Genomic DNA, 25,287 nt, shown 5'->3' with positions numbered 1-25,287 from the left:
TTAGGGGATGACGCCCACTTCCCTCCGCGCCGTGATGCAGGCCCTCCGCAACCCCGTCTCGGGCTGCCCCTGGGATCTGGAGCAGGACCACCAGTCCCTGGCCCGGTTCCTGCGGGAGGAGGCGGCCGAGGTCCTGGACGCCCTGGCGGCCCACGTGCCCGGGGATCCCGAAAAGGAGCGCCATTTCTGCGAGGAGCTGGGGGACCTGTGGCTGCAGGTGGCCTTCCACGCCCAGCTGGCCCAGGAGCGCGGCGCCTTCGACCTGCGGGACGTGGAGGCCATGGTGGTGGAGAAGCTGGTGCGCAGGCACCCCCACGTGTTCGCCGGCGTGGAGGTGGAGAACGCCGCCGACGTGCTGGTGAACTGGGCCGCCATCAAGCGGGACGAGAAGGCCGGGCGCGGCCAGGAGACCCGCAAGCGGCTCCTGCAGGGCATGGCCGCCAGCCTTTCGCCCCTGGACGAGGCCATGGAGATCGGCAAGCGGTGCGCCAAGGTCGGCTTCGAGTGGCCCGACCTGGAGGGCGTGCTGGACAAGGTGCGCGAGGAGATCGGCGAGCTGCAGGCCGAAACGGAGCTGGACCGCGTGGAATCGGAGTTCGGGGACGTGCTCTTCAGCCTCGTGCAGTGGGCCCGCAAGAAGGGCGTGGACCCGGACCGGGCCCTGCGGCGCCAGATGGACCGGTTCAGGGGGCGCTTCACGAAGGTGGAGGATTTCGCCGAAGCCAACGGGGGATGGGAGGCCCAGGACCTGGGGGCCCTGGAGGCCGCGTGGCAGGAGGCCAAGAAGGCCCCGGAGGGGCCCTGATGCCCCTGCCGCCGCCCTACTTCGTCACCCTCGCCCACTCCGACTGGAAGGACGCCGAGGCCTGCGCCCGCGGGCTCCCGGACGAAGCCCTGGCCGAAGTGCGGCTGGACCTCTTTCCGGATGTCCCCGCCGCCGACCTGGTGCGGTCCCTGCGGCGGAAATGCCTGGTGACCTGCCGGCGCCGGGAGGATGGCGGCGCCTGGGAGGGGGACGAGGCCTCCCGCATCGCCCGCCTCGTGGAGGCCGCCGCGAGCCGTCCCGCCTGGCTGGACCTGGAATGGGAACTGCCCATCCCTCCCCCCCTGGCCGAGGCCCGGTCCCACCTGCGGCTCCTGCGCTCCGTGCACGTGGGCGAAGGGGTGTTCGACCTGGACGCGCGCCTGGCCCATCTGCCCGAGGGGGACGCCTACAAATGGGTGGGCCGCGCCGGACGCCTCGCCGACAACGCCAAGGTCAAGGCCGGCCTGGCCTGGGCCCGGGACCGCGGCGTCCTCCTTTCGGCCTTCCTCATGGGGGCCCGGGGGATCCCCAGCCGGTGCATGCAGTTCGCCTGGGGCGGGGCGTTCACTTACGCCGCCGCCGACGACGCGCCCGCGGCCGCGCCCGGGCAGGTGCCCCTGTCCCGGATGCTCGCCTGGCGCTGCCACCGGCTCCACGCGGCCCACGCCCTCTGCGGCGTGCTGGGCAGCCCCGTGCTCCACTCCCGGGGTCCCGCCTACCACAACCCCCGCTTCCAGGCCGCCTTCAAGGACCTTCTCTACCTTCCCCTGGAATGCGCCGGGGCCGACGAGGCGCTGGAGGCCCTGGAGGCCCTGCCGCTCCTGGGCGCGAGCCTCACGGCCCCCCTGAAGGAGACCCTGCCGCCCCTGCTGGGCCTGCCCGCGCCCCTCAACACCCTCCACCGGCGCGGGCCCGGCCTTCCCTGGGAGGCCGCCAACACCGACGCCGGGGCCCTGGACGCGGCCCTGGAGGGCCTGGCCCGGGGGCCGGTGCTCCTGCTGGGGGACGGCGGCGTGGCCGCGACCACCCTCGCGGTGCTCCAGCGGCGCGGCTGGCCCGTGCTCCAGGCCTCCCGCAGGCGGCCCGTGGCCGAGGGGGAGGTGGAGGCCTTCGCCCCCGTGGGCATCGTCCAGGCCACGGCCCTGGGCATGGCGCCCGGGGACCCCGCGCCCTTCCCGCGCCTGCTGGAGGCCGCGGGCCCGGGGGCGAAATGGGCGGTGGAATGGATCTACAAGGAGGACACCGCCTTCGCCGCCTGGGCGCGGGAGGCGGGGCTGCGCCTGGTGGAGGGGGCGGCGCTCTTCGAGGGCCAGGCCCGGGCCCAGTCGGAACTCTTCATCCGCGGCTGCGGGGGCGGGTGACCCATGCGCGTGCTGCTGGTGGAGGACAAGGACAGTTTCCGCAGGATGCTGGTGCAGGCCCTGGAAGCGGGCCCCTGGGAGGTCACGGCCGTGGGGGATCCCCGGGAGGCCCTGGGGGTCCTGGACGCGGGTCCCTTCGACATCCTGGTGACGGACCTGCGCCTGCCCTCCATGTCGGGGCTGGAGCTCCTGAAGGCCGCGAAGCGGGCCCAGCCCAACCTGCGGGCGGTGGTCATGTCCGCCTTCGGGGAGCCCGCCGACATCGTGGAGGCCATCCGCTGGGGCGCGGACGATTTCCTGCCCAAGCCCTTCGACCTGGACGTTTTCGCCGCCGTGCTTGAGCGCCTGCGCAGCCTGCGCATGGCCCCCCCGCCGGATCCGCGGGAGCCCTGGATCGTCCATTCCCCGGCCATGGCCGCCCTGGACCAGGCCCTGGTCAAGGCCGCCGGCACCTCCCTGCCGGTGCTTTTCCACGGCGAGCCCGGCACCGGCAAGGCCCGGGCGGCGCGCAGGCTCCACGCCCTGCGCCACCCCCAGGCCCCCTTCCTGGCCTGCGACGGCGCCCTGGGCGTTCCCGGCCCCGCGGACCTGGGCCTCCTCCGGGGCGGCAGCGTCTACGTGGCCGGCCTGGACCGGCTCCCGGCGCCGGCCCTCGTCGGTGCCATGGAAGGCATGGAAGGGCAGGGCGTGCACTGGATGGGCGGCTGCGCGAATCCGGAGGCGCTGCCCGAGGCCACCCGGCTCCGCATGGGCGTCCTCACCTTCCGCCTGCCGCCCCTGCGGGAGCGCCGCGAGGACATCCTGCCCCTCTTCCGCACCTTCCTGGAACTCCACGCCCGGCGCGAGGGACGGTCCGTCCCCATCGTGGAGCGGGCCATGGAGAAGGAACTCCTGCACCGGGACTGGCCCGGCAACCTGCGCCAGCTCACCTGGGGCCTGACCCAGGCCCTGGGCGGCACCGCGGGTTCGGTGCTGGCGCCCCTGCCCCCCGACGGCGCCCGGCGCGGCGGCTCCATGGTGCTCCCCTTCCCGGAGGCCGGGACCCTGGAAGCCATGCTGGGCGCCGTGTCCCGGGCGGCGGAGGGGGTGCTGCTGCGCAGGGCCCTGGAGGGCCGGACCTCCGAACCCGCGGCCCTGGCCCTGGAACTGGGCCTCACGCCCCGGGCCCTGGCGAAGGCCCTGCGGGAGCACGGCATTCCCCTGGAGGATGACTAGATGCGCGGATCGGACGACCTGAGGGAGCTCGCGAGGGCGGGCCTGCGATCCCTTTCCCGGGTGGTGGTGGGCAAGGACGGACCGGTGCGCAGGTCCGTGGCCGTGCTGCTCGCGGGCGGGCACCTCCTGCTGGAGGATCTGCCCGGCGTGGGCAAGACCACCCTGGCCAAGGGCCTCAGCCGGCTCCTGGGGGGGTCCTACCAGCGGGTGCAGGGCACCAACGACCTCCTGCCCTCGGACCTGCTGGGCATCCACCTGTGGGAGGCCACGGGCCAGACCTTCCGGTTCCAGGAGGGGCCGATCTTCGCCAACGTCGTCCTCCTGGACGAGCTGAACCGCATCGGGCCCAAGACCCAGAGCGCCCTGCTGGAGGTGATGGTGGAGGGCCAGGTGACCCTGGACCGCACCACGTACCGCCTCCCCGATCCGTTCTTCGTCATCGCCACCCAGAACCCCATGGACACCTCCGGCACCTTCCCCCTTCCGGAAAGCCAGATGGACCGCTTCGCCTGCGTCCTCCACCTGGGCTATCCCGACCCGGTTTCCGAACGGCTGGTGCTGCGGGGCGAGGCCGGCTCGGGAACCCTGGAATCCCTGGAGGCGGCCATGGACCTGGACGGGTGGCGGCGGGCCCGCGCCGACGTGCGCAGGGTGCGCGCCTCCGACGGCGCCCTGGACTACGCCGAACGCGTGGTGGCGCGCATCCGCGAGAACCGCGGCTTCTGCTCCACCCGGGCCGCGGGGCACTGGCTGGCCCTGGCCAAGGCGGAGGCCTGGCTCGACGGCCGTGACTTCCTCACGCCCGACGACCTCCAGTCCACCCTCGGCGACGCCATGGCCCACCGGGGGACCATGGACGACCGGCGCCTGAACCGGGATGAGCGGCGGGAGCAGCTGGGGCGGATGGTGGCCGAGATCCCCGTGGGGTGGAAGCCTTGAGCCGGCCCGAGGGGGCGCCCCACGCCAACGGCATCGGCGAGGCCCTCCGCCAGGCCCGCATCGCCCACGGGCTCTCCCTGCACGCCCTGGCCTTCGACCTGAACCTCAGCGTGAGCCTCCTGGAGGCCGTGGAGGCCGAAGCCTGGGACCGCGTCCCCGCGGGCCGGGAGCGGCCCTACACGCGCCAGATCGCCGAGCGCCTCGGCGTGGATCCCGAAGCCTTCCCCGAGCAGTGGAACCAGCTCCCCGGGTCCGTGGAACAGGAGCCCCCCGATCCGCGGCGGGAGCACCAGGAGCGCATCCTCATGGGCGCGCTGAGCGCCGGCACCCTCCTGCTGGTGCTCTGGCTCGTGGTGCCCGGGCGCAACCTGCGCCGGAACCAGGGCCAGGCCGAAGTGGTGGTGGACCGCGCCGGCCCCGCGCGCTGGAAGCCCGCGGTGCCGGAGGGTCCCTATCCCGTGGTGGGCGAGGTGCTCCCCGAGGTTCCGGTCAACGAGGAGGGCGTGCTGGTCTCCCTGCGGGCCCAGGACACCTGCGAAGTGACCGTGACCCCCGCCCTTGGACCCGCGCAGAAGCGGAGCCTGCGGGTTTCGGATCCCTGGCGGTTGCGGGTGAAGGGCCCCTTCTCCATCAGCCTGGACAACGGCGGGGTCGCGGTGCTGGACGTGGCCGGCCACCGCATCCGCCACGGGACCGCGGTCGGCCAGCCCTGGACCGGGAATTTCGGCGAGAATGGGGAATGGATCGTCCCGGAGAGTCCGGAGGACCGGAATCCGCCCACGGTTCCCGATACCGACCAGGAAGGGGAATGACGTGCATCTGATCGTTCAGAAATTCATGGATGGCCAACTGCCCGAGGCCATGGCGAAGTCCCTGGTGGCGGGCAATCTCCCCGTTCCGCCCACGGACCTCCTCCAGGCCCTGAGCTACGCCTTCTTCAAGGAGACCCCCCTCGCCGAGGCCGCCGCGGAGACGGTGAAGGCCATGCCGGAGAGCCTGCTCTCCAACGCGATCCTGGGGCCCCAGGACCCCCCCGATCCCCTGGGGCTCATCCTCATCCACCGCAAGGAGCCGGCCCTGCTGGAGACGGCCCTCCTCCACCCGGACATGAACGCCGAGTGGATGGAGCGCGTGGTGCCCTTCCTGCCCGGGCCCGTCCTGGAAATCCCCCTGAACAATCAGGTGCTCTGGCTGGAACGGCCCGTGATCCTGGATCTCCTGGAGACGCACCCCGAGGCCGAGTACCAGATCAAGCGCCGCGTCAACGAGTTCCGCCGGGACGTGCTGCGCCTGGTGACCCAGGAGGTCGCGGAGGAGCGGCTGGAGATCATCGACGAGGTGGAGGCGGGCCACCTCGACAAGGCCTGGTCCGAACTGCCCCTTCCCGAGGAATCGCCCGAGGAGGAGGAAGCCCCCGTGAGGACCCTCCTGGCGCCCGTGATCGACGAGGACGGCCACGAGGTCCCGCCCTCCCTGGCCAAGCGGGTGATGCGCCTGCGCACCAACCAGAAGATCATGCTCGCCATCAAGGGCGGCAAGGAGGAGCGGACCCTCCTCATCCGCGAGGCCAACCGCCTCATCCAGGTGAACGTCATCCGCAATCCGCGCATGACCGAGGGGGAGGTGGCCTTCATCGCGCAGATGCGCACGGTCAACGAGGAGGTCATCCGCATCATCGGCACCAACCGGGACTGGCTGAAGAAGTACGCCATCGTCAAGGCCCTGGTGCTCAACCCCAAGACCCCCATCGCCATTTCCCTGAACCTCCTCAAGCGCCTCATCGACATGGACCTGAAGCTCCTCATGCGGGACAAGGGCGTCGCCGAGATCCTCCGCCGGGAAGCAAAGCGCTACCTCGAATCCAAGCAGCCCCGGCAAGGCTAAGGGGCTGGCTGCGTGATCGCGCGTGTCCCGGACCTTCGCCCTGGTTCGTCATCGCCGGACAAGCCGGCGATGACGGGGATGGCGGAGGGGACGGTGGGGCTGGGCTTCGCCCATTCACTTCGTTGAAGGGTTGGGAGTTGGGGGGCGGACGGCTCTCCTGAAGGGCCCTGGCGAGAAGCGTGGCTTCCATGGGGTCATGGGTTCGCTTCGAGAGGGTCCTTGAGGTGCCGGTGGGCGCCGACGCTGAATGGTTGCCTGGGGCCTTGTGGGAACGTGGCGGCTGCGGAAGCGCCCACACCCGATCAGAGTCAGCCCGAGCCCAGACCCGCGGACCGCCTTGTCCATTGGAGCGAGGGTCTTCCGTTGCTGCGGGCCTTGCCCGCAGCAACGACCCGGGGCGAATGTCCGGGACCCGCACGATTACGTCGCCGGCCCCCCTCCGCATTCATGACCTGAACCGTTGCACTTCGTAACACCGGGGCTTGTATCATCCGGGCGGATTTCACGGAGAATGGCGCATCCATTGGGCGGGAGAGCCCCGGGGGGCTTCAGGATTTTCCCTGCACATGGAACGCAGCAGTTCACCGCTTACCTGATTCTCATGGCGACTTTGGAATTCCCCGCAGAGAAATCAGCAGCCGTCGCGGAAAACCCGGACCCTGGACCCTCCGCCGCCGCGGGTTAAACTGGAGCGCTATGGACGAGGCCTCCCGAGATTCCGCACTGCCGCCCCTGAAGGCCTTCCAGAGCCTGGTTTCCGCGGGGCCGCCCGAACCGCGGGGCCTGGGTCCCGTGTTGCAGGCGCTGGAGATGGAAGGGCAGGTCGAACACGCCCTGGCCCTCCTCCGCCAGGCCGGACCGGCCTGGGAGCCCGTGCGCGCGAAGCTCCGGGCCGCCGCCGCCACGTCCAGGGCCCGCCGCATGAACCGCTGGCAGACGGACCCCAACCGCCGGACCCTCCGCATCCGCTTCGCCGTTTCCGGAACCGCCTGCGGCCAGCACCCGCCGGCCCTGGCCGCCCAGCTGGCCAGGGCGATCCTGGATGCGGGCCTTCCCCTGGCCATGGGCCTGGAGAAGGTGCCCCGGCCCGCCCTGCACCTGGCGCACCCGCTGCCCCTGGGCGTTCCGGGCCGCGGCGAATGGGCCGATGCGGTGCTGGCCCGGGGCGCGGGGACGCCCCTGGCGGAGCTGCCCGGATGCATCAATGCCCACGCGCCGGAAGGACTGGAGGTCCTCGGCTGCGAAATCGTCCCCAACCACGCGTCGCCCGTGTCGGATCTGTGCCGCGCGGCCACCTGGCGCTGGCGCTGCCCCGGGGAGCTGGCGGACCGGGCCGCCGTGGCCACGGCGGAATTCATGGCCTCCGAGCGCTTCGAAATGGAGAAATCCGGCAAGACCGGCGGCCAGAAAGGTGTCAAGCGCGTGGAGATCCGGTCCCTGGTGGAAGCCATGGCCTGGCGGGACGGGGCCCTGGAGTTCACGACACGCATCGCCGCCGGCCAGGCCCCCAATCCCCAGAAGCTCCTGGGCGCGATCCTCGGCGTGGACCCCGCCGCCATCACGCACCTGGAGCGCACCCGCCTGGACCTGGCCGAGGACCCCCGCCTCCTGGATGCGGACCGCTACGAGCCCAAGCTCCACAACATGTTCGAGGACGCGGTCCTGCTGGATGCCGGGTCCCACATCCGCATCGTCGACGGCGACGACGACGAGCCGATCGTACTGGGGGGGGCGGGAAGGTAGGTGCCTACCTGGCCTTGCCGAAGTTGTACTCCAGCGTCATCCAGCCGGTGGTGGGCTTGCCGTTGCGGGTGGCGGGGGCGTAGCCGGAGGCGAGGGCGGCGGTCTGGGCGGCGTCGTTGTAGCCGAAGGGGCCGGCCACGCCCTGGACGATGACCACCTTCACGGGGCGGCCCTGGGCGTCCACGAAGATCTTCAGGATGACCTTGATGTCGCTGTCCCGGACATTTGCGGGGAGGAAGGCCTTGTTGGCGAGGCGGGGCACCGTGGGGCTCACGCGGCGCACGAGGGTCGCGGCGGTTTCCACCGTGTCCTGCTGCGAGGCCGCGGGCGCCGCCGGCTGGGGCACGGGGGTGGCCACCGCCACGGGCGCTTCCTGCTTGGCGGGCGCGGGGGCCGGGGGAGGCGTCGCGGGCTGCGGCGGAGGCGGCGGGGGGGTCTTCTGGGCGGCCATGGCGATGGAGTTGCCCCGGTTGGTGAGCTCCTGCTGCTTCTTCAGGGCCTCATCCTTCTGCCGGGCCAGTTCCAGGGCCTTGGCCTTGGATTCCTCCAGGTCCTTCTTCGCCTTGGCGCGCTCCTCGGCGGTCTTGGCTTCGGCGGCCTTCTTCGCCAGCTGGTCCTGGAGGGCCTTCTGGGACTCTTCCTGCTTGGCGATGTCCATGAGCTTGTTCTCGTTCGCCGCCTTCAGCTGCTGGAGCTCGGCGAGCTTGACCTGGATGGCGTTGTTCTCGGACCGCAGCTCCCGGTACTTGTAGCCGGCGAAGCCGATGAGGGCGACCGCCGCGGCGCCGGCGTAGACGAAGTACTTCACCCGGCTCTGGCCGTCGGCGCCGACCAGGACGCTGCGGGACGCGCCCTCGGAGGGCAGGAACGGGGCGTAGTCGACGCTCTGGTCGGCCTTCATGGCCTGGGCGTCCTGGTCGCTCTCCTCCCGGAAGAGGGTGTGCATGTAGAACGCCATGTTGAACGTGGTGGGGCTGTAGTCGCCGTCGTAGAGGACGCGCTCGAGTTCCTTGTTGAAGTCGCCCATGGAGCCGAAGGCGGTGGTGTCCAGGAGCAGGCGGTTCAGGAGGCCCGCGATCTCCGCGGGGAGCGGGCCGTCCTCCATGGCGGCCTTGAGGGTCGCGCGGGAGAGCGCCGCGGGGATGGCCTCGGCCGCGGGGAGCTTCTCCAGGGTGAGCAGCTCGTAGAGCACGGCGCCCAGCGCGTAGAGGTCCTGGGCCAGGGGGCCCTTCGCCAGCGGCGCGCGGTAGGGCGCGAGCTCCTTCTCGAGGCCCTTGGCCTTGGGCAGGAGCCCCGCCAGGATGCCCGCGTAGGGCGCATCGATGATCTGCGTGGCCCCTTCGAAGCTCACCCAGATGCTGTGGGGGCTGAGGGCGCCGTGGTGGAGGTCCTTGGCGGCGAGGCTCATGAGGGACATGGCCAGGCCCTGGATGACGGAGAGGGAATGGTCCACGCCCAGGGGGATCTGCTCCTCGCGGGTCTTCTTGAGCACCTGCGCCAGGCTGCGCCCGGCCACGTAGTCGCACACCACGTGGGGCGTCCTGCCGGCCTCGGCATGGTAGTTGACGCCGAAGCCGCGTCCGCCGGCGAGGATCCCGGCCACCTTCTGGGCCTCCGCGATGCGGGCGCCGATGCCCGCCTCCACGAGCTCGTCCGAGAAGGTCCGGAGCAGGTTGTGCTTCTCGAAGGCGCTGCCGGCGAGGGAGAGTCCCCGATGGATCCTGCCGATGGGGTCGGCGGTGAGCTCACTGGAAAGCATGTACGAACCGAGCCGGGTATACGAGGTCATTCCTGTCTCCATTGTGATGATAGGAAGATATCGAAAAGACTAGTCCCTGGCTATGCTTTCGTCGCCGGGGGCGTCCCACTGGTCCCCGACGGCGCGCCAGAGCTGGATCCAGATGTTGGCGGTGGCGTTAATCCCGTTGGAGAAGGAAAGCTGGAGCTGGGCGAAGGGGACCGAAAGCTCGTCCCACCCTCCCTTCCTGCGGCCCGTGGCCTCGTCGAAGAAGGGCTGGAGGGCCTGGTTGCGGTCGAACTTGGTCTGGGCCCACTGCACCAGCCGGGGCCTCGGGTCCAGGGGCGCCGTGACCGCCCAGAAGGGTTCCCGGCTCAGGACCAGTTTCGCCAGCTTTTCGTCCCCGTAGGCCTGGAAGGACTCCCGCAGGGAGGAAACGCCCACCACCGCCGAGGGGTCCAGGAGGAGCTGGACCTGGTGGGCCAGGACGCCCAGCTCCCGGGCGATGCGTTCCGGGCGCTTGCGCTCCTCCGTGAAGACCACCACCCGCCGGAACTGCTCCTCCACGTCCTCTACGGTGGGCACCTGGTCATTGGCTTGGCCCCTTGCGCCGGTGGCCAGGTCGCGGGAATGGGTGGCGAGGAAGGCCGCCATGCGTTTGGGAAGGAGCTTCGCCGCCCGGGCCGTCTGCACCTCGTGGAAGGCCGGGCTCCAGGCGCCAAGGGGGGCCGCCGCCAGGGCCAGAGGTGCGGCAAGGTGGAACAGGTGGTTTCGCATCAGTTGGAATCCCGCATGAATGGCCATTTTCCCACGTTTCGGCCCTTCGCGTAGACTCGGCCCCATGCTTTCCCGGGATGAACTCTGGCAGCGTCTCAGCGGCGACGGATTCTGGGCCCTCCCCTGGGCCCTGGCGGGGGCCTGCGCCGTCCCCTGGGTCCTGCCGGAGGCCTGGGACGGCACGCTTCCCCCCGGGGCCCGCCTGGGGGGGTGGGCCGCCGTGGCGCTCACCCTGCCCCTGGCGGTGAGCCGCCGCTGGATGGGGCTGCCCCTGGCCATCGCCCTGGCCTGGGGCACCCTGGGCGCCCTGGGGCGCCTGGCCCGGTGGGAGGGCGCGCTGCCCTCGGGCCCCGCGCGGGTCCGGGGCGTCCTGGCCGAGCCCTGGACGCTGCGGGGCCGGGCCCGGGCCGGAGCCCTGCGCGTGGAGGCCCCCGAGGCCCTGCGGGGCCTGACGCTTCCCCTGAGCCTCCCCGCTTCCGGCGCCCCGCCGCCTCCGCCGGGCTCCCCCGTGGCCTTCGGCGCCGATCTCCTGCGGGTGGACATGGGCCCCGCATTCCTCGCGGCCCGGCCCCTGTGGCGGGCCCGGGACGAGGGGGCCCCGCGGCGGATCCACTTGCCCTCGGCCCTCGTGATGGAGGTGCTGGGCCCGCCCCGGCCCTCCCCGCTCCTGGCGGTGCGCGCCCGGGTCCGCGCGCGGTTCGCGGCCCTGCCCATTCCCGACGCGGCCCGGGACCTGTGGGGCGCCCTGACCCTGGGCATCCCCCCCGCCCACGGGGAGACCTTCAGCCCCTTCGTGCAGAGCGGGACCATCCACACCCTGGTGGTCTCGGGGCTCCAGGTGTCGCTGGTCATGGCGGGCCTGGAGGCCCTGTGGCGGCGCGCCCTGGGCCGGGGCAGCGCCGGGGCCGCCATGGCGGGGGGCCTCGCCTATTGCGCCCTGGTGGGCTTCACGGCCCCGGTTTGGCGGGGCTTCCTCATGGGCGTCGCCTGGGCCGCGGCCCGGGGCACCGGCTGGAAGGCGCCCCAGGTGGTGACCCTCCACGGGGCCCTCGCCGCGTGGCTCCTGGCCCATCCCGCCGCCGGGTGCGACCCGGGCTTCCTCCTTTCTTGGCTCGCCCTCACGGGCCTCCTGTGGGGGAGCCGGCCCCTGGCCGGGCTTGTGGCGCCCCTGGCGGGGCGCTTCGCCGGGGCCCTGGCGCGGGTCCTGGCGCCCTGGCTGACGACCCTGCCTCTGCTGGCCCTGTTCCACGGGGGCGCGCCCCTGTGGTCCGCCGCCGCCAACCTGGTCCTCCTGCCCCTGGTGGCCGTGCTGGCGCCCCTGTGCCTGGCCCTGGTCTTCCTGCCTGCGCCCTGGGCCGTGGCGCCCATCGGGCGCCTCCTGGCCTGGGTGGGCGGAACCCTGGTGCCCCTCTTCGCCCGGGTGGTCCCCCTGGGCACGGGAATCCTGTGGCCCTGGGCCGCCCTGGCCCTGGGCTGGATCCTGCTGGCCCAGCTCCACGCGGGCTTCCGCCGCACCCGCTGGCTCACCGCGGCCCTGGTGGCGGGGTCCCTGGGCCTGATGGCCTCCCGGGGCACCGGCGCGCCCCCCCGGGCCTTGAGCATCGAGGCCCTGGACATCGGCCAGGGCGACGCCCTCCTGGTCCGCGTCCCGGGGGGCGACGCCACCCTGGTGGACACCGGGCCCGACGCCTGGGCCGCGCGGAGGATCGCGCGGGTCCTCAGCCGGCGCGGGGTCCGGGAGCCCGTCCACCTCCTGCTCACCCACCCCCACCAGGACCACGCCGGGGGGTGGGAGGCCCTGGAGGGGCTGTGGCCCCTGGCCACCGTGGGGCGCCCCGCCATGGCCGCGTCCCGGTGGGAGCCCTTCGGGGCGCCGTCCTCCCGGCGCCGCGCCGCGCAGCTTCGCCGGGGCGACGCCTGGACCCGGGGCGGGGCCGCCTTTTCCGTGCGCTGGCCCCCGGGCCCCATGGCCCTGCGGGACGTGAACATGAATTCCCTCGTCCTGCGCGTCACCTGGCGCGGCCGGGAGCTCTGGCTCATGGGGGACGCCCTGTCCACCCAGGAACGGGACCTCCTGGACCTGGGGGACCCCGGTCCGCCCCGCCCCGGCCGCATCCTGAAGGCCGGCCACCACGGCAGCCGCAGCGCCTCCCACCCCGCCTGGACCGCGGCCCTGGACCCCCGCATCGCCCTCCTGTGCGCGGGCCGGGACAACCCCTTCGGCCATCCCCATGCCGAGGCCCTGGAGGCCCTGGGCGCGGCCCAGGCCTGGGTCACCGGGGACTGCCTGGGCATCCGGGCCGAGGCCGTCCCCGAAGGCTGGCTGGTGGAGACGGGAAGGGGCCTCGCCCTCCTCCTGGCCTCACCGACCCCCGAAGACCCCCAGGCCCTGCAGGGCGGCCAGGAGGTCCCGGCTCACCCGCGCGTGGTTTTCCCGCCACTCCCGGTGCGCGTCGGGCCCCACCCGGTTGGCCACCGCCAGCACCGCGCCGCAGGGCACCCCCGCCTGGGCGCAGGCCGCGAAGACCCCCGTGAGTTCCAGGTGCTCCACCGCCGCCAGCCCCCCCAGGCGCCGCGCCCCCTCCTCCGTGCGGGTGATCCCCGGCGGCACGGCCACGGCATGGGCCGGGAAGGGCAGGGCCGGCTCGAGGGTCGCGGCCCACCTCACGGTTTCGATGTCCGGCCTGTAGGCCCGCCCCTCCAGCTCATCCAGGCTAACGGCCAGGGCCTCCGCGGCCCACACCGCGTCCCCCGTCCGCAGGCGCCCGTCATAGCTCCCGCAGGTGCCCACGAACAGCACCCGCGCCGGCCTCAGCTCCGCCAGGAGCCGGGCCGTGGCGACGCCGGCCGTCAGCGCGCCGATGCCCGTGCACGCCACCCGCCACCCCTCCGGAGGCGTGGCATCCCTCCCGGCAAGCTCCGGGGGGAAGGCGGCGAGGAGGAGGGAGGGATGGGTGTCCATGGGCTTCCATGGTAGGCCAGAACCCCCCCCGTCGGCCCCGCCTCCCGGCCTAAGCCGGATCCTGCACCGATGGCCCGGAAGGGTCGCCAAGGTCCCTTCCCATCCCCCGCATCCTGTCCATCCGAACCATCCCTGTTCCCGCAGGGCCAACCCAAGGTTCCCCGAAAGGCTGGGGAATGACTGGATTCGTGAAGTTTGGATGGGGTGGGGCACTTCCAGTGGAGGATGAATTGAGAATTAATAGGATTAAAAGTGCTTTTAAGTTTAGCAAAACATGTTTAATATTGTTTTGAGGTCAAGATGCGCATCTGATTTCTGTTTTATACGGACTTTGAAGCTTTATAACAAGACGATTTATGAGGATATTATGATCTGTCCCAGGCGTTTTATTATTTTTATTGGTGCTTGCTCTGTCGCTTTTTTGGATGCCGCTGCTTCAGCTACTCTAAATGACGGCCGATTTGTTGTATTCGATCCATCAGGGATTCAGTACAGGGAAGGAGGGATTATTGATTTTGATGACCTCTATGAATCAAGGACGAAGAAACCAAACGATAATTCTGGAAGTGGCTCATCTTCTAGATTGCAACAATGTGAAGATTTATGTCGCATTGCCTATGTAAATGATTTAAAAAGTTGCAAATCATCAACAAAGGAAGGTGAATGTGCCGTCAGAGCCATTTTCAATAGGTCTTTGTGCCTGAATCGCTGTCATGGCAAATAAGCCTTTAAGGATCTATTGGTGATAAATGAGATATCTTCGAACCCTTTCCTTGTTGCTCATCCTCCATGGCCTAGCCCACCCATCCCTCAGGGCGGAGGATCCCCCGCCCGCTGCGTCCAAGACCAAGGGGTCGAGCGTCATGTGGGACGGAGACAGCCTCGTGGAGATGGATTTCCTGTCCCCTGGGCTGGTCTACTGGAACCCGCTCCTGGGAACCTCCACGAGGGTTGAGGGCCCCTCCGATAGCGTGAGCATAAGCGTCCTTAACAAAACCTTTTCCGCCATCCGCAGGGTGGACGACGCACTTCTCTACTCCCGGATGCCGCCCGGCGAGACCTGGCAGGATTACCACATTTCCTGGGAAAGCGATTGTTACGGTCACGGGGTGCGGGGAATCCCGTTTTCCATGCTGGAAACGCAGGCGGGAAAGCGGTTCTTCGTGATGTTCGCGCTGCCGGGCTTCGCCAAGGGGCGGGAGATGTCCCTGTGCTCCTGGTGGGTGCAGGGGGTCCAGGGGGTGGTCGAACCCGAGGGGCTGATCCCCATGGAGCTGGATGGACCCGTGTTTGAGCCGGAGGGAAGGCCGGGCCTTGTCCCGTGGCCGAAGCTCAAGGGGAAGTACGGGGGCCTGGAGCCCTTCCTGGCGTTTCCGGTGCGGGCCCGGGAGGCCTTCCTGGTGGTGTCCATGAACGCGGGGATCCTGTGGATCGTGCCCGAGGACACCCATTCGCCGGGGCGGGTGGTCAAGCTGATGGGGCTGACGGACGAGGAACTCGCGGGCACGCGGAAGCACCCGCCGGTGATCCTGGATCTCCAGCCCATGCGCGACGGGCGCGTCCTGGTGGCCCTGCGCACCGAGAAGGCCATCCACGAGCCGAATCCCCGTCCGGACCCCGGAATCGTTTGGAAAGTGGTGGACCCGGTTCCGGGCCGGGTGGAGGAGCCGGACCCGGGGCTCCTGGAGGGCGCCCCGGATGAACTGGACCCGCAGCGGCCCTTCAGCTTCACCTTCGACATGGACGGGCGCCTGAAGGTCACGGGCGGCGGGCGCTCCGGCTCCACCCCATGAAAAAGGGGCGCTTTCGCGCCCCTTCTTCATGCTCGTGCCGTGGGTGCTACTTCTTCTCTTCCAGCACGGCCTGGGCGGCGGCCAGGATCGCGATGGGCACGCGGTAGGGGCTGCAGCTGACGTAGTTCAGGCCCACGCGGTGGAAGAACTTCACCGAACGGGGGTCGCCGCCGTGCTCGCCGCAGACGCCCAGCTTGATGCCGGGGCGGGTGGCGCGGCCCTTCTCGCAGGCGATGCGGACCAGCTCGCCGATGCCTTCCTGGTCCAGGCTCTGGAAGGGATCGTCCTCGAGGATCTTCTTGGAGACGTACTCGGGCAGGAAGGAGCCGGAGTCGTCGCGGGAGTAGCCGAAGCCCATCTGGGTGAGGTCGTTGGTGCCGAAGGAGAAGAACTCGGCCTCGCCGGCGACCTTGTCGGCGGTGATGGCGGCGCGGGGGATCTCGATCATGGTGCCGATGGGGCAGCTGAAGGTGGATCCGTTCTCCTTGTTCACCGCGGCCAGCTCGTCGAGCATCTCGGTCTTGGTGAAGGCCAGCTCCTTGACGGTGCCGATGAGGGGAACCATGACCTCGGGCAGGGCGACGATGCCCTTCTTGGCCACGTTGATGGCGGCCTCGGAGATGGCGCGCATCTGCATGCGGATGAGCTCGGGGTAGGTGATGCCCAGGCGGCAGCCGCGGTGGCCCATCATGGGGTTGAACTCGTGGAGCTTCTCCACCCGGTGCTTCACTTCGGCGAGGCTGACGCCGATGACCTTGGCCATTTCGGCCTGGCCGGCTTCGTCGTGGGGGACGAACTCGTGGAGGGGGGGATCCAGGAGGCGCACGGTGACGGGCAGGCCGTTCATGGCCGTGAAGATGCCTTCGAAGTCCTGGCGCTGGATGGGCAGGAGCTTCTTGAGGGCCTCCTTGCGGGCGTCCAGGTCCTTGGCGAGGATGAACTCGCGCACGGCGATGATGCGCTCGCCCTCGAAGAACATGTGCTCGGTGCGGCACAGGCCGATGCCCTCGGCGCCGAAGGCGCGGGCCACGTCGGAATCGTGCGGGGTGTCGGCGTTGGTGCGGACCTTGAGCTTCCGGACGCCGTTGGACCAGGTCATGATCTTGTTGAAGCGCTGGAAGAGCTCGCTCTTGGAGGCGTCGAGCTTCTTCTCCACGAGCACCTGGTTCACCTCGGAGGGGAAGGCGCTCAGCTGGCCGGCGAAGATCTCGCCGGTGGAGCCGTCGATGGAGATGAAGTCCGTGCCGGCCTTGAGGGTGATATCGCCGACGTTGACCGTGCCGGCCTTGACGTCGATGTTCAGGGCGGAGGCGCCGCAGACGCAGGGCTTGCCCATGCCGCGGGCGACCACGGCCGCGTGGCTGGTCATGCCGCCGCGGGCGGTGAGGATGCCGTTGGCGGCGACCATGCCGGCCAGATCCTCGGGGGAGGTTTCGATGCGCACCAGGACGACGGGGCCGGTCTTGGCCAGCTCCTCGGCCTGCTCAGCGCTCAGGGCGATGCGGCCGGCGGCGGCGCCGGGGCCGGCGTTCAGGCCCTTGGCCATGAGCTTGCCGTTCTTCTTGAAGGCGGCCTTCTCCTTGGGATCGAACACGGGGGCCAGCAGCTGGTTGAGGCTATCGGGATCGATGCGGGTGAGCGCCGTGTTGCTGTCGATCATCCCCTCTTCCACCAGGTCGATGGCGATGCGGATGGAGGCCAGGGCGGTGCGCTTGCCGATGCGGGTCTGCAGCATGAACAGCTGGCCGCGCTCGATGGTGAACTCCAGGTCCTGCATGTCCTTGAAGTGGCGCTCCAGGCGGTTGCAGGTGGCCAGCAGCTCCTTGAAGGCGGCGGGCATGGCCTCCTCGAGGCTCTGGTGGCCGGTGCCCTCGGCCTGGAACTTGGTGATGGGCTGGGGGGTGCGCACGCCGGCCACCACGTCCTCGCCCTGGGCGTTGATGAGGTACTCGCCGTAGAAGTAGGGCTCGCCGGTGCCGGGGTCGCGGGTGAAGGCCACGCCGGTGCCGCAGTCGTCGCCCATGTTGCCGAAGACCATGGTCTGCACGTTGACGGCGGTGCCCCAATCGTCGGGGATGCGGTTCAGGCGGCGGTAGATCTTGGCGCGGTCCGTCTCCCAGCTGTCGAACACGGCGCAGATGCCGCCGAAGAGCTGCTCGATGGGATCCTGGGGGAAGGGCTTGCCCAGTTCCTTCTGCACGATGCCCTTGAAGACGACGGTGAGGCCCTTCCACTCCTCGGCGCTGATCTCGGTGTCGAGCTTCTTGCCGGTCTTCTCCTTGAGCTTCTCGATCTCATGCTCGAAGAGGTCCTTGTGCACGCCCAGCACCACGTCGGAGTACATCATGATGAAGCGGCGGTAGGAATCGTAGGCGAAGCGGGGGTTGTTGCTGGCCTTGGCCAGGCCCTCGACGGTCTTGTCGTTGAGGCCCAGGTTCAGGACGGTGTCCATCATGCCGGGCATGGAAACGCGGGCGCCCGAACGAACGGAAAGGAGGAGGGGGTTCTCGACGTCGCCCAGCTTGCGGCCGCGGTTGCCTTCCAGCCACTTGAGGGATTCCAGCACCTGCGCCTTGACGTCCTCGGGGAGCTTCTGGCCGCCCGCGATGTAGAGGGTGCAGACTTCGGTGGTGACGGTGAAGCCGGGGGGCACGGGGATCTGAAGGCCGGCCATTTCGGCCAGGTTGCAGCCCTTCCCGCCGAGGAGGTTGCGCATGGTCGCGTTGCCCTCGTTCCGGTCTCCGCCAAAGGTGTAAACGTGTTTAGTCATAGGCTCCTCGGAGAAAAAAACCAAATTAGGCTCCAGTCTATCCGACTGCCGGGAAAAGTCCTGCGTTAATTCCGGACCGGGCAGTCGTCATAAGTGCTCCCGCCATGGGGTTTAGCTTGGCAAATAAGGCTTTGAGACGGGCGCCGGATGTGAGATGATGATCGATTCGCGTCGGGATGACGCTGGAGGAACACCCATGGCCACCCCCCCCCGCAAGGACCCCAGGAAGCGTGTGAGCGCCAGGAAACCGGGAGGTCCGGCCCGTACGGGCGCCAAGGCCCCGTCCCGCGCCGGTGCGAAGGCCGCGCCCCGGACCGCTTCGAGGACGGCCGCGAGGCCCGATTTCCGGAACGAGGTGAATCCGGCCCAATGGCCGGACGAGGTCCCGGCCCCCCGCACCCCGGACAGGCCCTCCTCCCGGTCAAACGAACGAACGGCTCAAAAGGCTGGCGAGCGCCCCGTCCGTAGGACGAGTGAACGGCCCGCCCCCAAGACGGGCGAGCGAAAGACCTCCCGTCCGGGCGGCCCCGCCAAGCCCCGCACCGGCGCCAAGCCCCGCCCGGCCGTCAAGCCCAAGACCGTCCAATCCGGCGAACGCCTTCAGAAGATCCTCGCCGCGGCGGGGGTGGATTCCCGGCGGGCCTGCGAGCAGATCATCCTGGAGGGGCGCGTGCAGGTGAACGGGGTCACGGTCACGGAACTGGGCTCCCGGGCCGATGCCCGCCGGGACGAGATCACCGTGGACCTGCAGCCCATCGCCCGGGAGAGCCTCGTCTACATCCTCCTGAACAAGCCCAAGGGCTACGTCACCAGCGTCAAGGACGACCAGGGCCGGCCCACGGTCATGGCGCTCATCCACGGCGTGGATGCCCGGGTGTACCCCGTCGGGCGCCTGGATTTCAATTCCGAGGGCCTGCTCCTGCTCACCAACGACGGGGCCCTGGCCCAGCGCCTCATGGCGCCGGAATTCCACGTGCCCAAGGTCTACCTGGTGAAGGTCCACCGCATGCCCCGGCCGGAGACCCTGGACGAATTCCGGGAAGGCTTCCGCCTGGACGGACGCCGCCTGAAGCCCTGCGGCATCGAGATCGCCGAGAAGGCGGACAATCCCTGGTTGCGGGTCACCCTCATCGAAGGCAAGAACCAGCAGATCCGCAAGATGTTCGCCGCGGTGGGCCACCCCGTTTCCAAGCTGCGCCGGGTCCAGTTCGGGCCCCTGGATGATCCCGCGCTGAAGCCGGGGGAGTGGAGGTTCCTGAATCCCCAGGAGCTGGCCGCGATCAAGGCCCTCTAGGCCGGGCGCGGGCCTTGTGCCTGGTAACAATCTGTTTCTCGGTATTGATCCGGTAAAAGGCGTGGCGCAAGGGCCATCGGAACGCATCCCTGTTCATCCCCCCCATCGGCGTTCATCCCTGTTGCGCAGGGCCAGCGATGGTTGGAGTCGGCGCGCGCATTACCCGCATGCGCCTACCCACACAAGCCTTGGCCCTGCGCAACAGGGATGAACGCCGATGTCTGGGATGAAGGAGATAAGGCCCGCCCATCCCGGTGACAAAACGGGGTTTATTGATCCTTCTAAGCCGCCAGGACCACCTTCCCAGGGTCTGGCCGGAGGCGCGGCTGGATCCAACCCTGGCGCCGCTCGGAGCGTATCCGGACCCAGGGTGAAAGTAACTATTTTCATTATGGGATATTAAGAATTAAAAAACTATTTTTGTAACATGTTGTCAAATCTTTGCATCTTCATTAAATCGGATTCACCCCGATACCAATGGACAGAGAGAAGGACGTGCGAGCTATACTGATGCCTCTCATTTTTTCAATTATCATGGCCTCCTTTCAGGGACTTTGGGCCAAGGATTCAGGCAAGGGTTGGTCTGACGGCCAGCCTTTTGTGCTTTCGGATTGTTTCTATTACGGGGACACTAGTCCTGGCCCGAATTACCTGGACACCTGGGTCACCGGCGACCGGGTTTCCTTCTCCCGTGGAGGCCACTTCCACACGATGCCCTCGGGATTCGGACTGAGCCGGCCCTCCCTGGATGGGATCGCCGTCATGGATTCCGAGGATGGAGGTTCAAGCCAGCATTACAACCTGAAGATGAGGTGGGGGACCTTCTACAAGAGGACCGAGCGCGCTGTTCTTGAACGGGATCCGAGGACCAGGCGCTGGAATCGAGTCCTCAGGACGGACAAGGCCTTCTCCCAGTTCGAAGTGCTTTCCAACGGCGACATTCTCCTCCTTTGCGTGGGCACTCCGGACCCCGCGGCTCCGCCGCGCCCGGGGAGGGACATGACCTTCCAACGGCATCTTGCCGATACGTTTCACTTCCTAGAAATCTTCAAGCGCGACGAGACCAAGGGACGACCTGCCTTTGCCATGGGCCTCCCGCCCGAGCTCTCGGGGCTGTGCAGGATGGTGGAGGACCTTCCGGTCTTCGACCGCACGATTCCTTTCAACGATCAGATCGTCCTCCTGAATACTCATCTGGGGCTGGTCTACCTGTTCGACACGAAGTCAAAGGGACTTTCAAGGATCGACACCCCCTGGTGTTCCATGACCGAATCCTTCCTGCGGGAGGGGATGGGGTTGATCCCGACCCGGGATCATCGATCCAGGACGATTATTTCGAGTGCTTCGTTTCCCTACTCCATCACCTTCTACCCGCAGGACAGCTTCACGGCCACCCTCCTGGTGAGCCTGAATGACTATTACAAGCCGGGACAGAGCCTGGAATTGGACATGGAGGCGAGAAAGCGGGGAAACCGGTTCATGCCCGTTCCCCGGGAATTCACCGACGAGGACGTGGCCCGGGGGGAGTCCTTCCGCCTGTATGTGCTGGATCTCCGGAAACGGACGATCCGCCCTTTTCCGGGACCGAAACCGCTGGCGTCCATCCTCTCCTTACCTCCCTCCGCCCTCTGGATCGATCCGGACGGGAACGGCGTGGACCTTCGCAACCTCGCCCTGGGTCCCTTCACTCCGGCCAGCGGAAGCCCGGCTCCGAGCTGGTGATGTCCATGAGGCCCTTGGATGCGGCCCAGTCCAGGTCCCAGGTCTTCATGCCCTCCAGGGGCGCCGCGTCGGCTTCGGGGGGCATGAGGGCGCCCACCCAGCGGTCGCGGCCGGTGTTCTTGGCGGCGTAGAGGCACTGGTCGGCAAGCTTGAGGGCCTGCTGCCAGTCGGCCATTTCGGGGAAGCGGGGGTGGACGGGGAGGGGGGTGAAGCCGATGGACCAGGTCTTCTGGAATTCCACGCCGCCGCTGAGCACGAAGGTGTAGGCGCGGATGGCCTCCAGGAGGCCGTTGGCGATGGCGGAGGCGCCGGCGCGCCGGGTGCGGCGGGCCACCAGGAGGAATTCCTCGCCGCCCCAGCGCACCAGGGAATCCGTGGCGCGGGTGTTGGCCCTGAGGATCCCGGAAAGCTGCTTGAGCACCTGGTCTCCGGCCAAGTGGCCGTGGGTGTCGTTGACGGTCTTGAAGTGGTCGATGTCCAGCAGGAACAGGAGGATGTCCTCCTTGTGGAGCAGGGGGTCGGCGCCGGCGTCCAGGTGCTCCCGGAAGGCCCGCTGGGCCTGGAGCGCGTCGGAGGGCAGGGAGAGGTCCAGGAAGCGCCGATTGTGGAGGCCCGTGAGGGGGTCCACCAGGGAGGCTTCCTCCAGGGCCAGGTTGGCCTTTTCCAGGTCCCGCTTGGAGGATTCCAGGGCCCGGGTGCGGGTGGCCACCATGGCCTCCAGGGCGGCGTTGCGGCGGTGGAGGTGGGCGGTGCGCCGGCGGAAGCCCAGCAGCACCAGGCCCCCGGCGGCCAGGGCCGAAAGGGTCCGGAACCACCAGGTGCCCCACCAGGGGGGAAGGATCTGGAAGGAGAACCCCGCCACCGGCCCGGGCTGGCCCTCCGCGAACCGGCTGCGCACCTCGAAGCGGTACGAGCCCGCGGGCAGGGCCGGGTAGCGGGCCTCGTAGACCCGGGTCTCGCGCCATTCGTTCTCGAGGCCCACCAGGCGCACCTCGTGGACCATGCGGCTCTCGTTCAGGAAGGACAGGCCCGAGAAGTGGAAGGAGAGGGTACGCGCGGCGTAGGGGATGCGCGGATTCACTTCGTCCACGGGATGTTCGCCCTGCAGATCCGTGATGTCCTGGATCTTGGCCACGGGGGGCGGGGGCGGGCCCTGGTAGGTGCGGGGCTGGAAGTACGAGATCCCGTTGGCGAAGCCCTGCCAGAGGCCCCCGTCGGGCTCGATGGCGAGGCCGTTGGCCATGGGATCCTGGCTGATGAGGCCGTCGCTCTTGTTGAAGACGTCCAGGGCCTTGCCGTCCCAGCGCTTCATGCCGCCGCTGGTGCCCAGCCAGAGGACGCCCTTGGGGTCGAAGCCCATGCTCAGGATGCTGTCCTTGAACAGGGCTTCGGGCTGGGTGCGGGATTCCACGACCCTCCAGGCCCCGTTCACCCGGTCCAGGCGGCTGATGCCCTTGGCGTCCAGGTACGACACCCACATGTGGCCCCTGGGATCCCGGGCCAGGCTGGCGCAGTTGGTGCCCAGCAGGCCCTGCTCCCGGCCCACCCGCGTCCAGGTGCGGTTCTCCAGGAAGAAGAGCCCGTGCTCCCCGGCGGCCCAGAGGCCCCCGTCCTGGGCCTTGCGGAGGGCGTTCACGCGCTCTTCGGCCTGGCGGTTCGGGAAGGGCAGGGGCTCCGTCTTCCAGCCCCCCTTCTCCCGGGAGACCTGGAAGACGCCGTCGGTGCGCGAGCCCAGGTAGGCCCCGCCCTCCGGGGCGCTGGTGATGGTGAGGATCAGGTTGCTGGTCTTGCAGGGCTTGATGGAGATCTTCTCCACGCGGTTCGTCTTCAGGTCCAGGCGGAAGACGGTATTGAAGGCCTCGTTCTTGCCGGAGCCTCCGAACCAGAGGGCGTCGCGCCCATTGCCGCCCCCGGACAGGAGGGTGCGGCCCTCGGTGCCCGGCAGCACCGTCCAGGTCTCTCCCTTGAGGACCGCCACGCCGCTGTCGGTGCACGCGAAGACCCGCCCGTCGACGCTGTGGCCGATGTCCCAGACCGAGGGGGACGGCAGGCCCTGGTGGGGGCCGAAGTTCGTCCAGAGGGACCGGCCCTTGAGCTTGTGGATCCCTTCGCTGGTCACCCAGAGGTTGCCCTCCCGGTCCAGGAAGGCCAGGGAGGCCCAGCCTCCGGGCAGGCCCTTGGATTCGCCCAGGGTCCAGGCCGAATCCCCGTCGAAGCACACCAGCCCCTTGGAGGTGCCCACCCAGATCCGGCCCGCGCTGTCCTCGGCGGGGGCATAGGTGTTGTAGGCGTTGCTGGGCAGATTGGTGGAGAGGTCCACCCAGGGGGCGCCCCAGGCGTCCCCGCGCCAGAGGCTCTTGCGGTCCCGCAGGAAGATCCGCCCCGACCGGTCCTGGAGGAGCTTGCCCCCGGTGCCGTGGAAGGTGGGCGGCAGTTCCAGGGCCGTCCATTGGCCCTTGAGGCGGCGCCAGAGCCGCGTCTCGGTCATGAGGAGGAGGGACTTCAGGTCGCGGGAGGCCCACCCCGCCAGGATGGGCTCGGGGAAGTTCCGGACCGGCTCCATGGGCCCCTTGGCGTCGCGGCCGTAGAGGACGTTGCCCTGGGCGGCCAGGGCCTTCCCGTCGGGGCCCAGGGCCAGGAAGGCCGCGCGCTGGCGGGGCAGGCCCTCCTCGGGCCTCAGCTCCCGGCCTTCCAGGCGGAAGATGCCGTCGTCGGTGCCGACCCACAGGCCTCCGGTGGGGGAGGCGGCGATCTCCCAGATCACGCTGGATTTCAGGCTCTGCCCCCACAGCTGGAAGCGGTGCCCGTCGTAGCGGTAGAGGCCATCCTCGGTGCCGGCCCACAGGTACCCTTCGGCATCCTGGGCGAACCCGTAGACCCCCAGGTTGGTCAGGCCCTCCTCCACGCCGAAGCTCTGGAACGAGAAGACTCCCGGCGGGACCCTGCGGCTGGCGGCGGGTGCGCCGAGGAGGGGCATCAGGAAGATCATTCCCGCGGCGGCGCGGCCCAGGACTGTACGGATGGAAAACCTCCTTGGGAGTCAGATGCTTGGCGGGAGGAGATGAGTGATGTTGCTAACGAATAACATACTTGCCCCGCACGGGGGGTTCAAGGGGCCTATCGCGCCAGGGCCAGGATCTCCAGGACCTTCTCGCTGGTGATGTCCTTGCGCTCGCCCAGGGGGAGGGACTTGCGAGCCTGCAGGCGATCGACGATCTCCCCGAACCGGTCCTCCCCCACGGCATAGGCGTTGAGGTGGGTCGGGTTGCCCATGGCCTCGAAGAAGGTGCGGGTGGCGATGATGCCCTTCTCCAGGCGGACGGCCTCGTTGCCGTCCTGGCAGTCCCAGACCCGGGTGGCGTACTGCACGAGCTTTTCCCGCTTGTCGGTGCGCTGGACCCACAGGAGGTTGGGCAGGACGATGGCCAGGGTCTGGGCGTGGTCCAGGCCGTGGAGGGCCGTGAGCTCGTGCCCGATGGTATGGGTGGCCCAGTCCTGGGGCACCCCCGCGCCGATGAGGCCGTTGAGCGCCATGGTGGCGCACCACATCACGTTGGAGCGGGCCGCGTAGTCCGTGGGGTCCGCCAAGGTCCGGGGGCCCTCCTCGATGAGGGTGCGCAGGATGGCTTCGGCGAAGCGGTCCTGGAGCGGGGCGTCGGCGGGGTACGTGAGGTACTGCTCCACCGTGTGCACGAAGGCGTCCACCACCCCGTTGGCGATCTGGCGCGGGGAGAGGGTGTAGGTGGTCTCCGGGTCCAGGATGGAGAACCGGGGGAAGATCAGGGGGGAGGAGAAGGCGATCTTGTCCTGGGTGGCGGCCCGGGTGACCACGGCGAAGCAGTTGGATTCGCTGCCGGTGGCCGGGAGGGTCAGCACGGTGCCCATGGGCAGGGCCGCGCGGGGCGCCATGTGCCGGCTGACGATGTCCCACTCGTTGCCGTGCCAGGGAATGGCCGCGGCCATGAACTTGGTCCCATCGATGACGGAGCCGCCGCCCACGGCCAGCAGGAAATCCGCCTGTTCCGCCCGGGCCAGCTCCACGCCCTTCATGAGGTGCTCGAAGGTGGGGTTGGGCTCGATGCCGCCGAACTCCAGCAGCTCGAAGCCCTCCAGGGCCTTGCGCACCTGGTCGTAGACCCCGTTGGCCTTGATGCTGCCGCCCCCGTAGGTGAGGAGGACCCGGGCGCCCTGGGGCACTTCCCGGCGCAGGGAGCCGATCTGGCCGGCCCCGAAGAGGATGCGGGTGGGATTGTGGAACGTGAAGTTCTGCATGGTGCCTCGCTA

Annotated in this window: 17 protein-coding genes and 1 pseudogene; 12 read left to right on the top strand and 6 right to left on the bottom strand. The window is 69.3% G+C overall.

What is annotated here, in order from left to right:
* Positions 1-7 precede the first annotated feature (7 nt).
* The 7 genes from mazG (at position 8) to R2J76_RS13640 (ending at position 7,947) form a co-directional block, all read left to right on the top strand.
* Positions 8-805 (top strand): nucleoside triphosphate pyrophosphohydrolase, encoded by a 798-nt coding sequence (gene mazG / locus R2J76_RS13670; RefSeq protein ID WP_316412186.1) that lies wholly within the window; start codon positions 8-10, stop codon positions 803-805.
* Positions 805-2,166, top strand: a complete 1,362-nt coding sequence (locus R2J76_RS13665) for a type I 3-dehydroquinate dehydratase (RefSeq protein WP_316412185.1) — start codon at positions 805-807, stop codon at positions 2,164-2,166. The genes mazG and R2J76_RS13665 overlap by 1 nt, the downstream gene beginning before the upstream one ends.
* A 3-nt stretch (positions 2,167-2,169) precedes the next feature.
* Positions 2,170-3,381 carry a sigma-54-dependent transcriptional regulator gene (locus R2J76_RS13660; RefSeq protein WP_316412184.1) on the top strand — a complete coding sequence of 404 codons (1,212 nt, stop codon included), beginning with the start codon at positions 2,170-2,172 and terminating at the stop codon, positions 3,379-3,381.
* Positions 3,382-4,320 carry an AAA family ATPase gene (locus tag R2J76_RS13655; protein WP_316412183.1) on the top strand — a complete coding sequence of 313 codons (939 nt, stop codon included), beginning with the start codon at positions 3,382-3,384 and terminating at the stop codon, positions 4,318-4,320. It begins immediately after the preceding gene.
* Entirely contained in the window at positions 4,317-5,132 is an 816-nt protein-coding gene (locus tag R2J76_RS13650) for a helix-turn-helix domain-containing protein (protein ID WP_316412182.1), read from the top strand. The genes R2J76_RS13655 and R2J76_RS13650 overlap by 4 nt, the downstream gene beginning before the upstream one ends.
* A 1-nt stretch (position 5,133) precedes the next feature.
* Positions 5,134-6,204: a hypothetical protein gene (locus tag R2J76_RS13645; RefSeq protein ID WP_316412181.1), complete on the top strand. Its 1,071-nt coding sequence runs from the start codon at positions 5,134-5,136 to the stop codon at positions 6,202-6,204.
* Between the two features lie 696 nt (positions 6,205-6,900).
* Complete coding sequence (locus tag R2J76_RS13640; RefSeq protein WP_316412180.1) at positions 6,901-7,947, top strand: TIGR03936 family radical SAM-associated protein; 1,047 nt, start codon at positions 6,901-6,903, stop codon at positions 7,945-7,947.
* A 4-nt stretch (positions 7,948-7,951) separates the two neighbouring features.
* Here the strand turns inward: R2J76_RS13640 and R2J76_RS13635 are convergent, their stop codons facing one another.
* Together R2J76_RS13635 and R2J76_RS13630 are read right to left on the bottom strand one after the other, a co-directional pair.
* The gene (locus R2J76_RS13635; protein WP_316412179.1) at positions 7,952-9,736 is read right to left on the bottom strand and encodes a hypothetical protein; all 1,785 of its coding nucleotides are present in this window, start codon (positions 9,734-9,736) and stop codon (positions 7,952-7,954) included.
* A 39-nt stretch (positions 9,737-9,775) separates the two neighbouring features.
* On the bottom strand, positions 9,776-10,462 hold the full coding sequence (locus R2J76_RS13630; RefSeq protein ID WP_316412178.1) for a hypothetical protein: 687 nt from the start codon (positions 10,460-10,462) through the stop codon (positions 9,776-9,778).
* 19 nt (positions 10,463-10,481) lie between these two features.
* Here R2J76_RS13630 and R2J76_RS13625 point away from each other — a divergent pair.
* Positions 10,482-12,656, top strand: a pseudogene (locus R2J76_RS13625) (ComEC/Rec2 family competence protein); the annotation flags it as partial.
* Positions 12,657-12,824: 168 nt separating this feature from the next.
* Here the strand turns inward: R2J76_RS13625 and R2J76_RS13620 are convergent.
* Entirely contained in the window at positions 12,825-13,424 is a 600-nt protein-coding gene (locus R2J76_RS13620) for a 5'-methylthioadenosine/S-adenosylhomocysteine nucleosidase family protein (RefSeq protein WP_316415896.1), read from the bottom strand.
* Positions 13,425-13,791: 367 nt separating this feature from the next.
* Between R2J76_RS13620 and R2J76_RS13615 the strand changes: the two genes are divergently transcribed.
* Together R2J76_RS13615 and R2J76_RS13610 are read left to right on the top strand one after the other, a co-directional pair.
* A complete protein-coding gene (locus R2J76_RS13615; protein WP_316412177.1) occupies positions 13,792-14,148 on the top strand; it encodes a hypothetical protein in 357 nt (118 codons plus the stop codon).
* Between the two features lie 406 nt (positions 14,149-14,554).
* Positions 14,555-15,217 carry a hypothetical protein gene (locus R2J76_RS13610; RefSeq protein WP_316412176.1) on the top strand — a complete coding sequence of 221 codons (663 nt, stop codon included), beginning with the start codon at positions 14,555-14,557 and terminating at the stop codon, positions 15,215-15,217.
* Between the two features lie 46 nt (positions 15,218-15,263).
* Here R2J76_RS13610 and ppdK read toward each other — a convergent pair whose 3' ends face one another.
* Entirely contained in the window at positions 15,264-17,987 is a 2,724-nt protein-coding gene (gene ppdK / locus R2J76_RS13605; RefSeq protein ID WP_316412175.1) for a pyruvate, phosphate dikinase, read from the bottom strand.
* A 196-nt stretch (positions 17,988-18,183) separates the two neighbouring features.
* On the opposite strand from ppdK, the gene R2J76_RS13600 reads away from it, so the two are divergent.
* Both R2J76_RS13600 and R2J76_RS13595 read left to right on the top strand, forming a co-directional pair.
* Positions 18,184-19,281: a pseudouridine synthase gene (locus tag R2J76_RS13600; RefSeq protein WP_316412174.1), complete on the top strand. Its 1,098-nt coding sequence runs from the start codon at positions 18,184-18,186 to the stop codon at positions 19,279-19,281.
* 999 nt (positions 19,282-20,280) lie between these two features.
* Complete coding sequence (locus R2J76_RS13595) at positions 20,281-21,003, top strand: hypothetical protein (RefSeq protein ID WP_316412173.1); 723 nt, start codon at positions 20,281-20,283, stop codon at positions 21,001-21,003.
* On the opposite strand, the gene R2J76_RS13590 is transcribed toward R2J76_RS13595, so the two are convergent.
* Together R2J76_RS13590 and R2J76_RS13585 are read right to left on the bottom strand one after the other, a co-directional pair.
* Positions 20,966-23,980 (bottom strand): ligand-binding sensor domain-containing diguanylate cyclase, encoded by a 3,015-nt coding sequence (locus tag R2J76_RS13590; RefSeq protein WP_316412172.1) that lies wholly within the window; start codon positions 23,978-23,980, stop codon positions 20,966-20,968. The two genes, R2J76_RS13595 and R2J76_RS13590, sit on opposite strands and share 38 nt — an antisense overlap.
* Positions 23,981-24,120: 140 nt before the next feature.
* Positions 24,121-25,275, bottom strand: a complete 1,155-nt coding sequence (locus R2J76_RS13585; RefSeq protein ID WP_316412171.1) for an iron-containing alcohol dehydrogenase — start codon at positions 25,273-25,275, stop codon at positions 24,121-24,123.
* Positions 25,276-25,287: the final 12 nt, after the last annotated feature.

This window comes from Mesoterricola silvestris, from assembly GCF_030295405.1.
Classification (GTDB): domain Bacteria; phylum Acidobacteriota; class Holophagae; order Holophagales; family Holophagaceae; genus Mesoterricola; species Mesoterricola silvestris.
The sequence above is the reverse complement of the archived record's forward strand: the minus strand, read 5'-3'. Positions and strand labels throughout refer to the sequence as shown.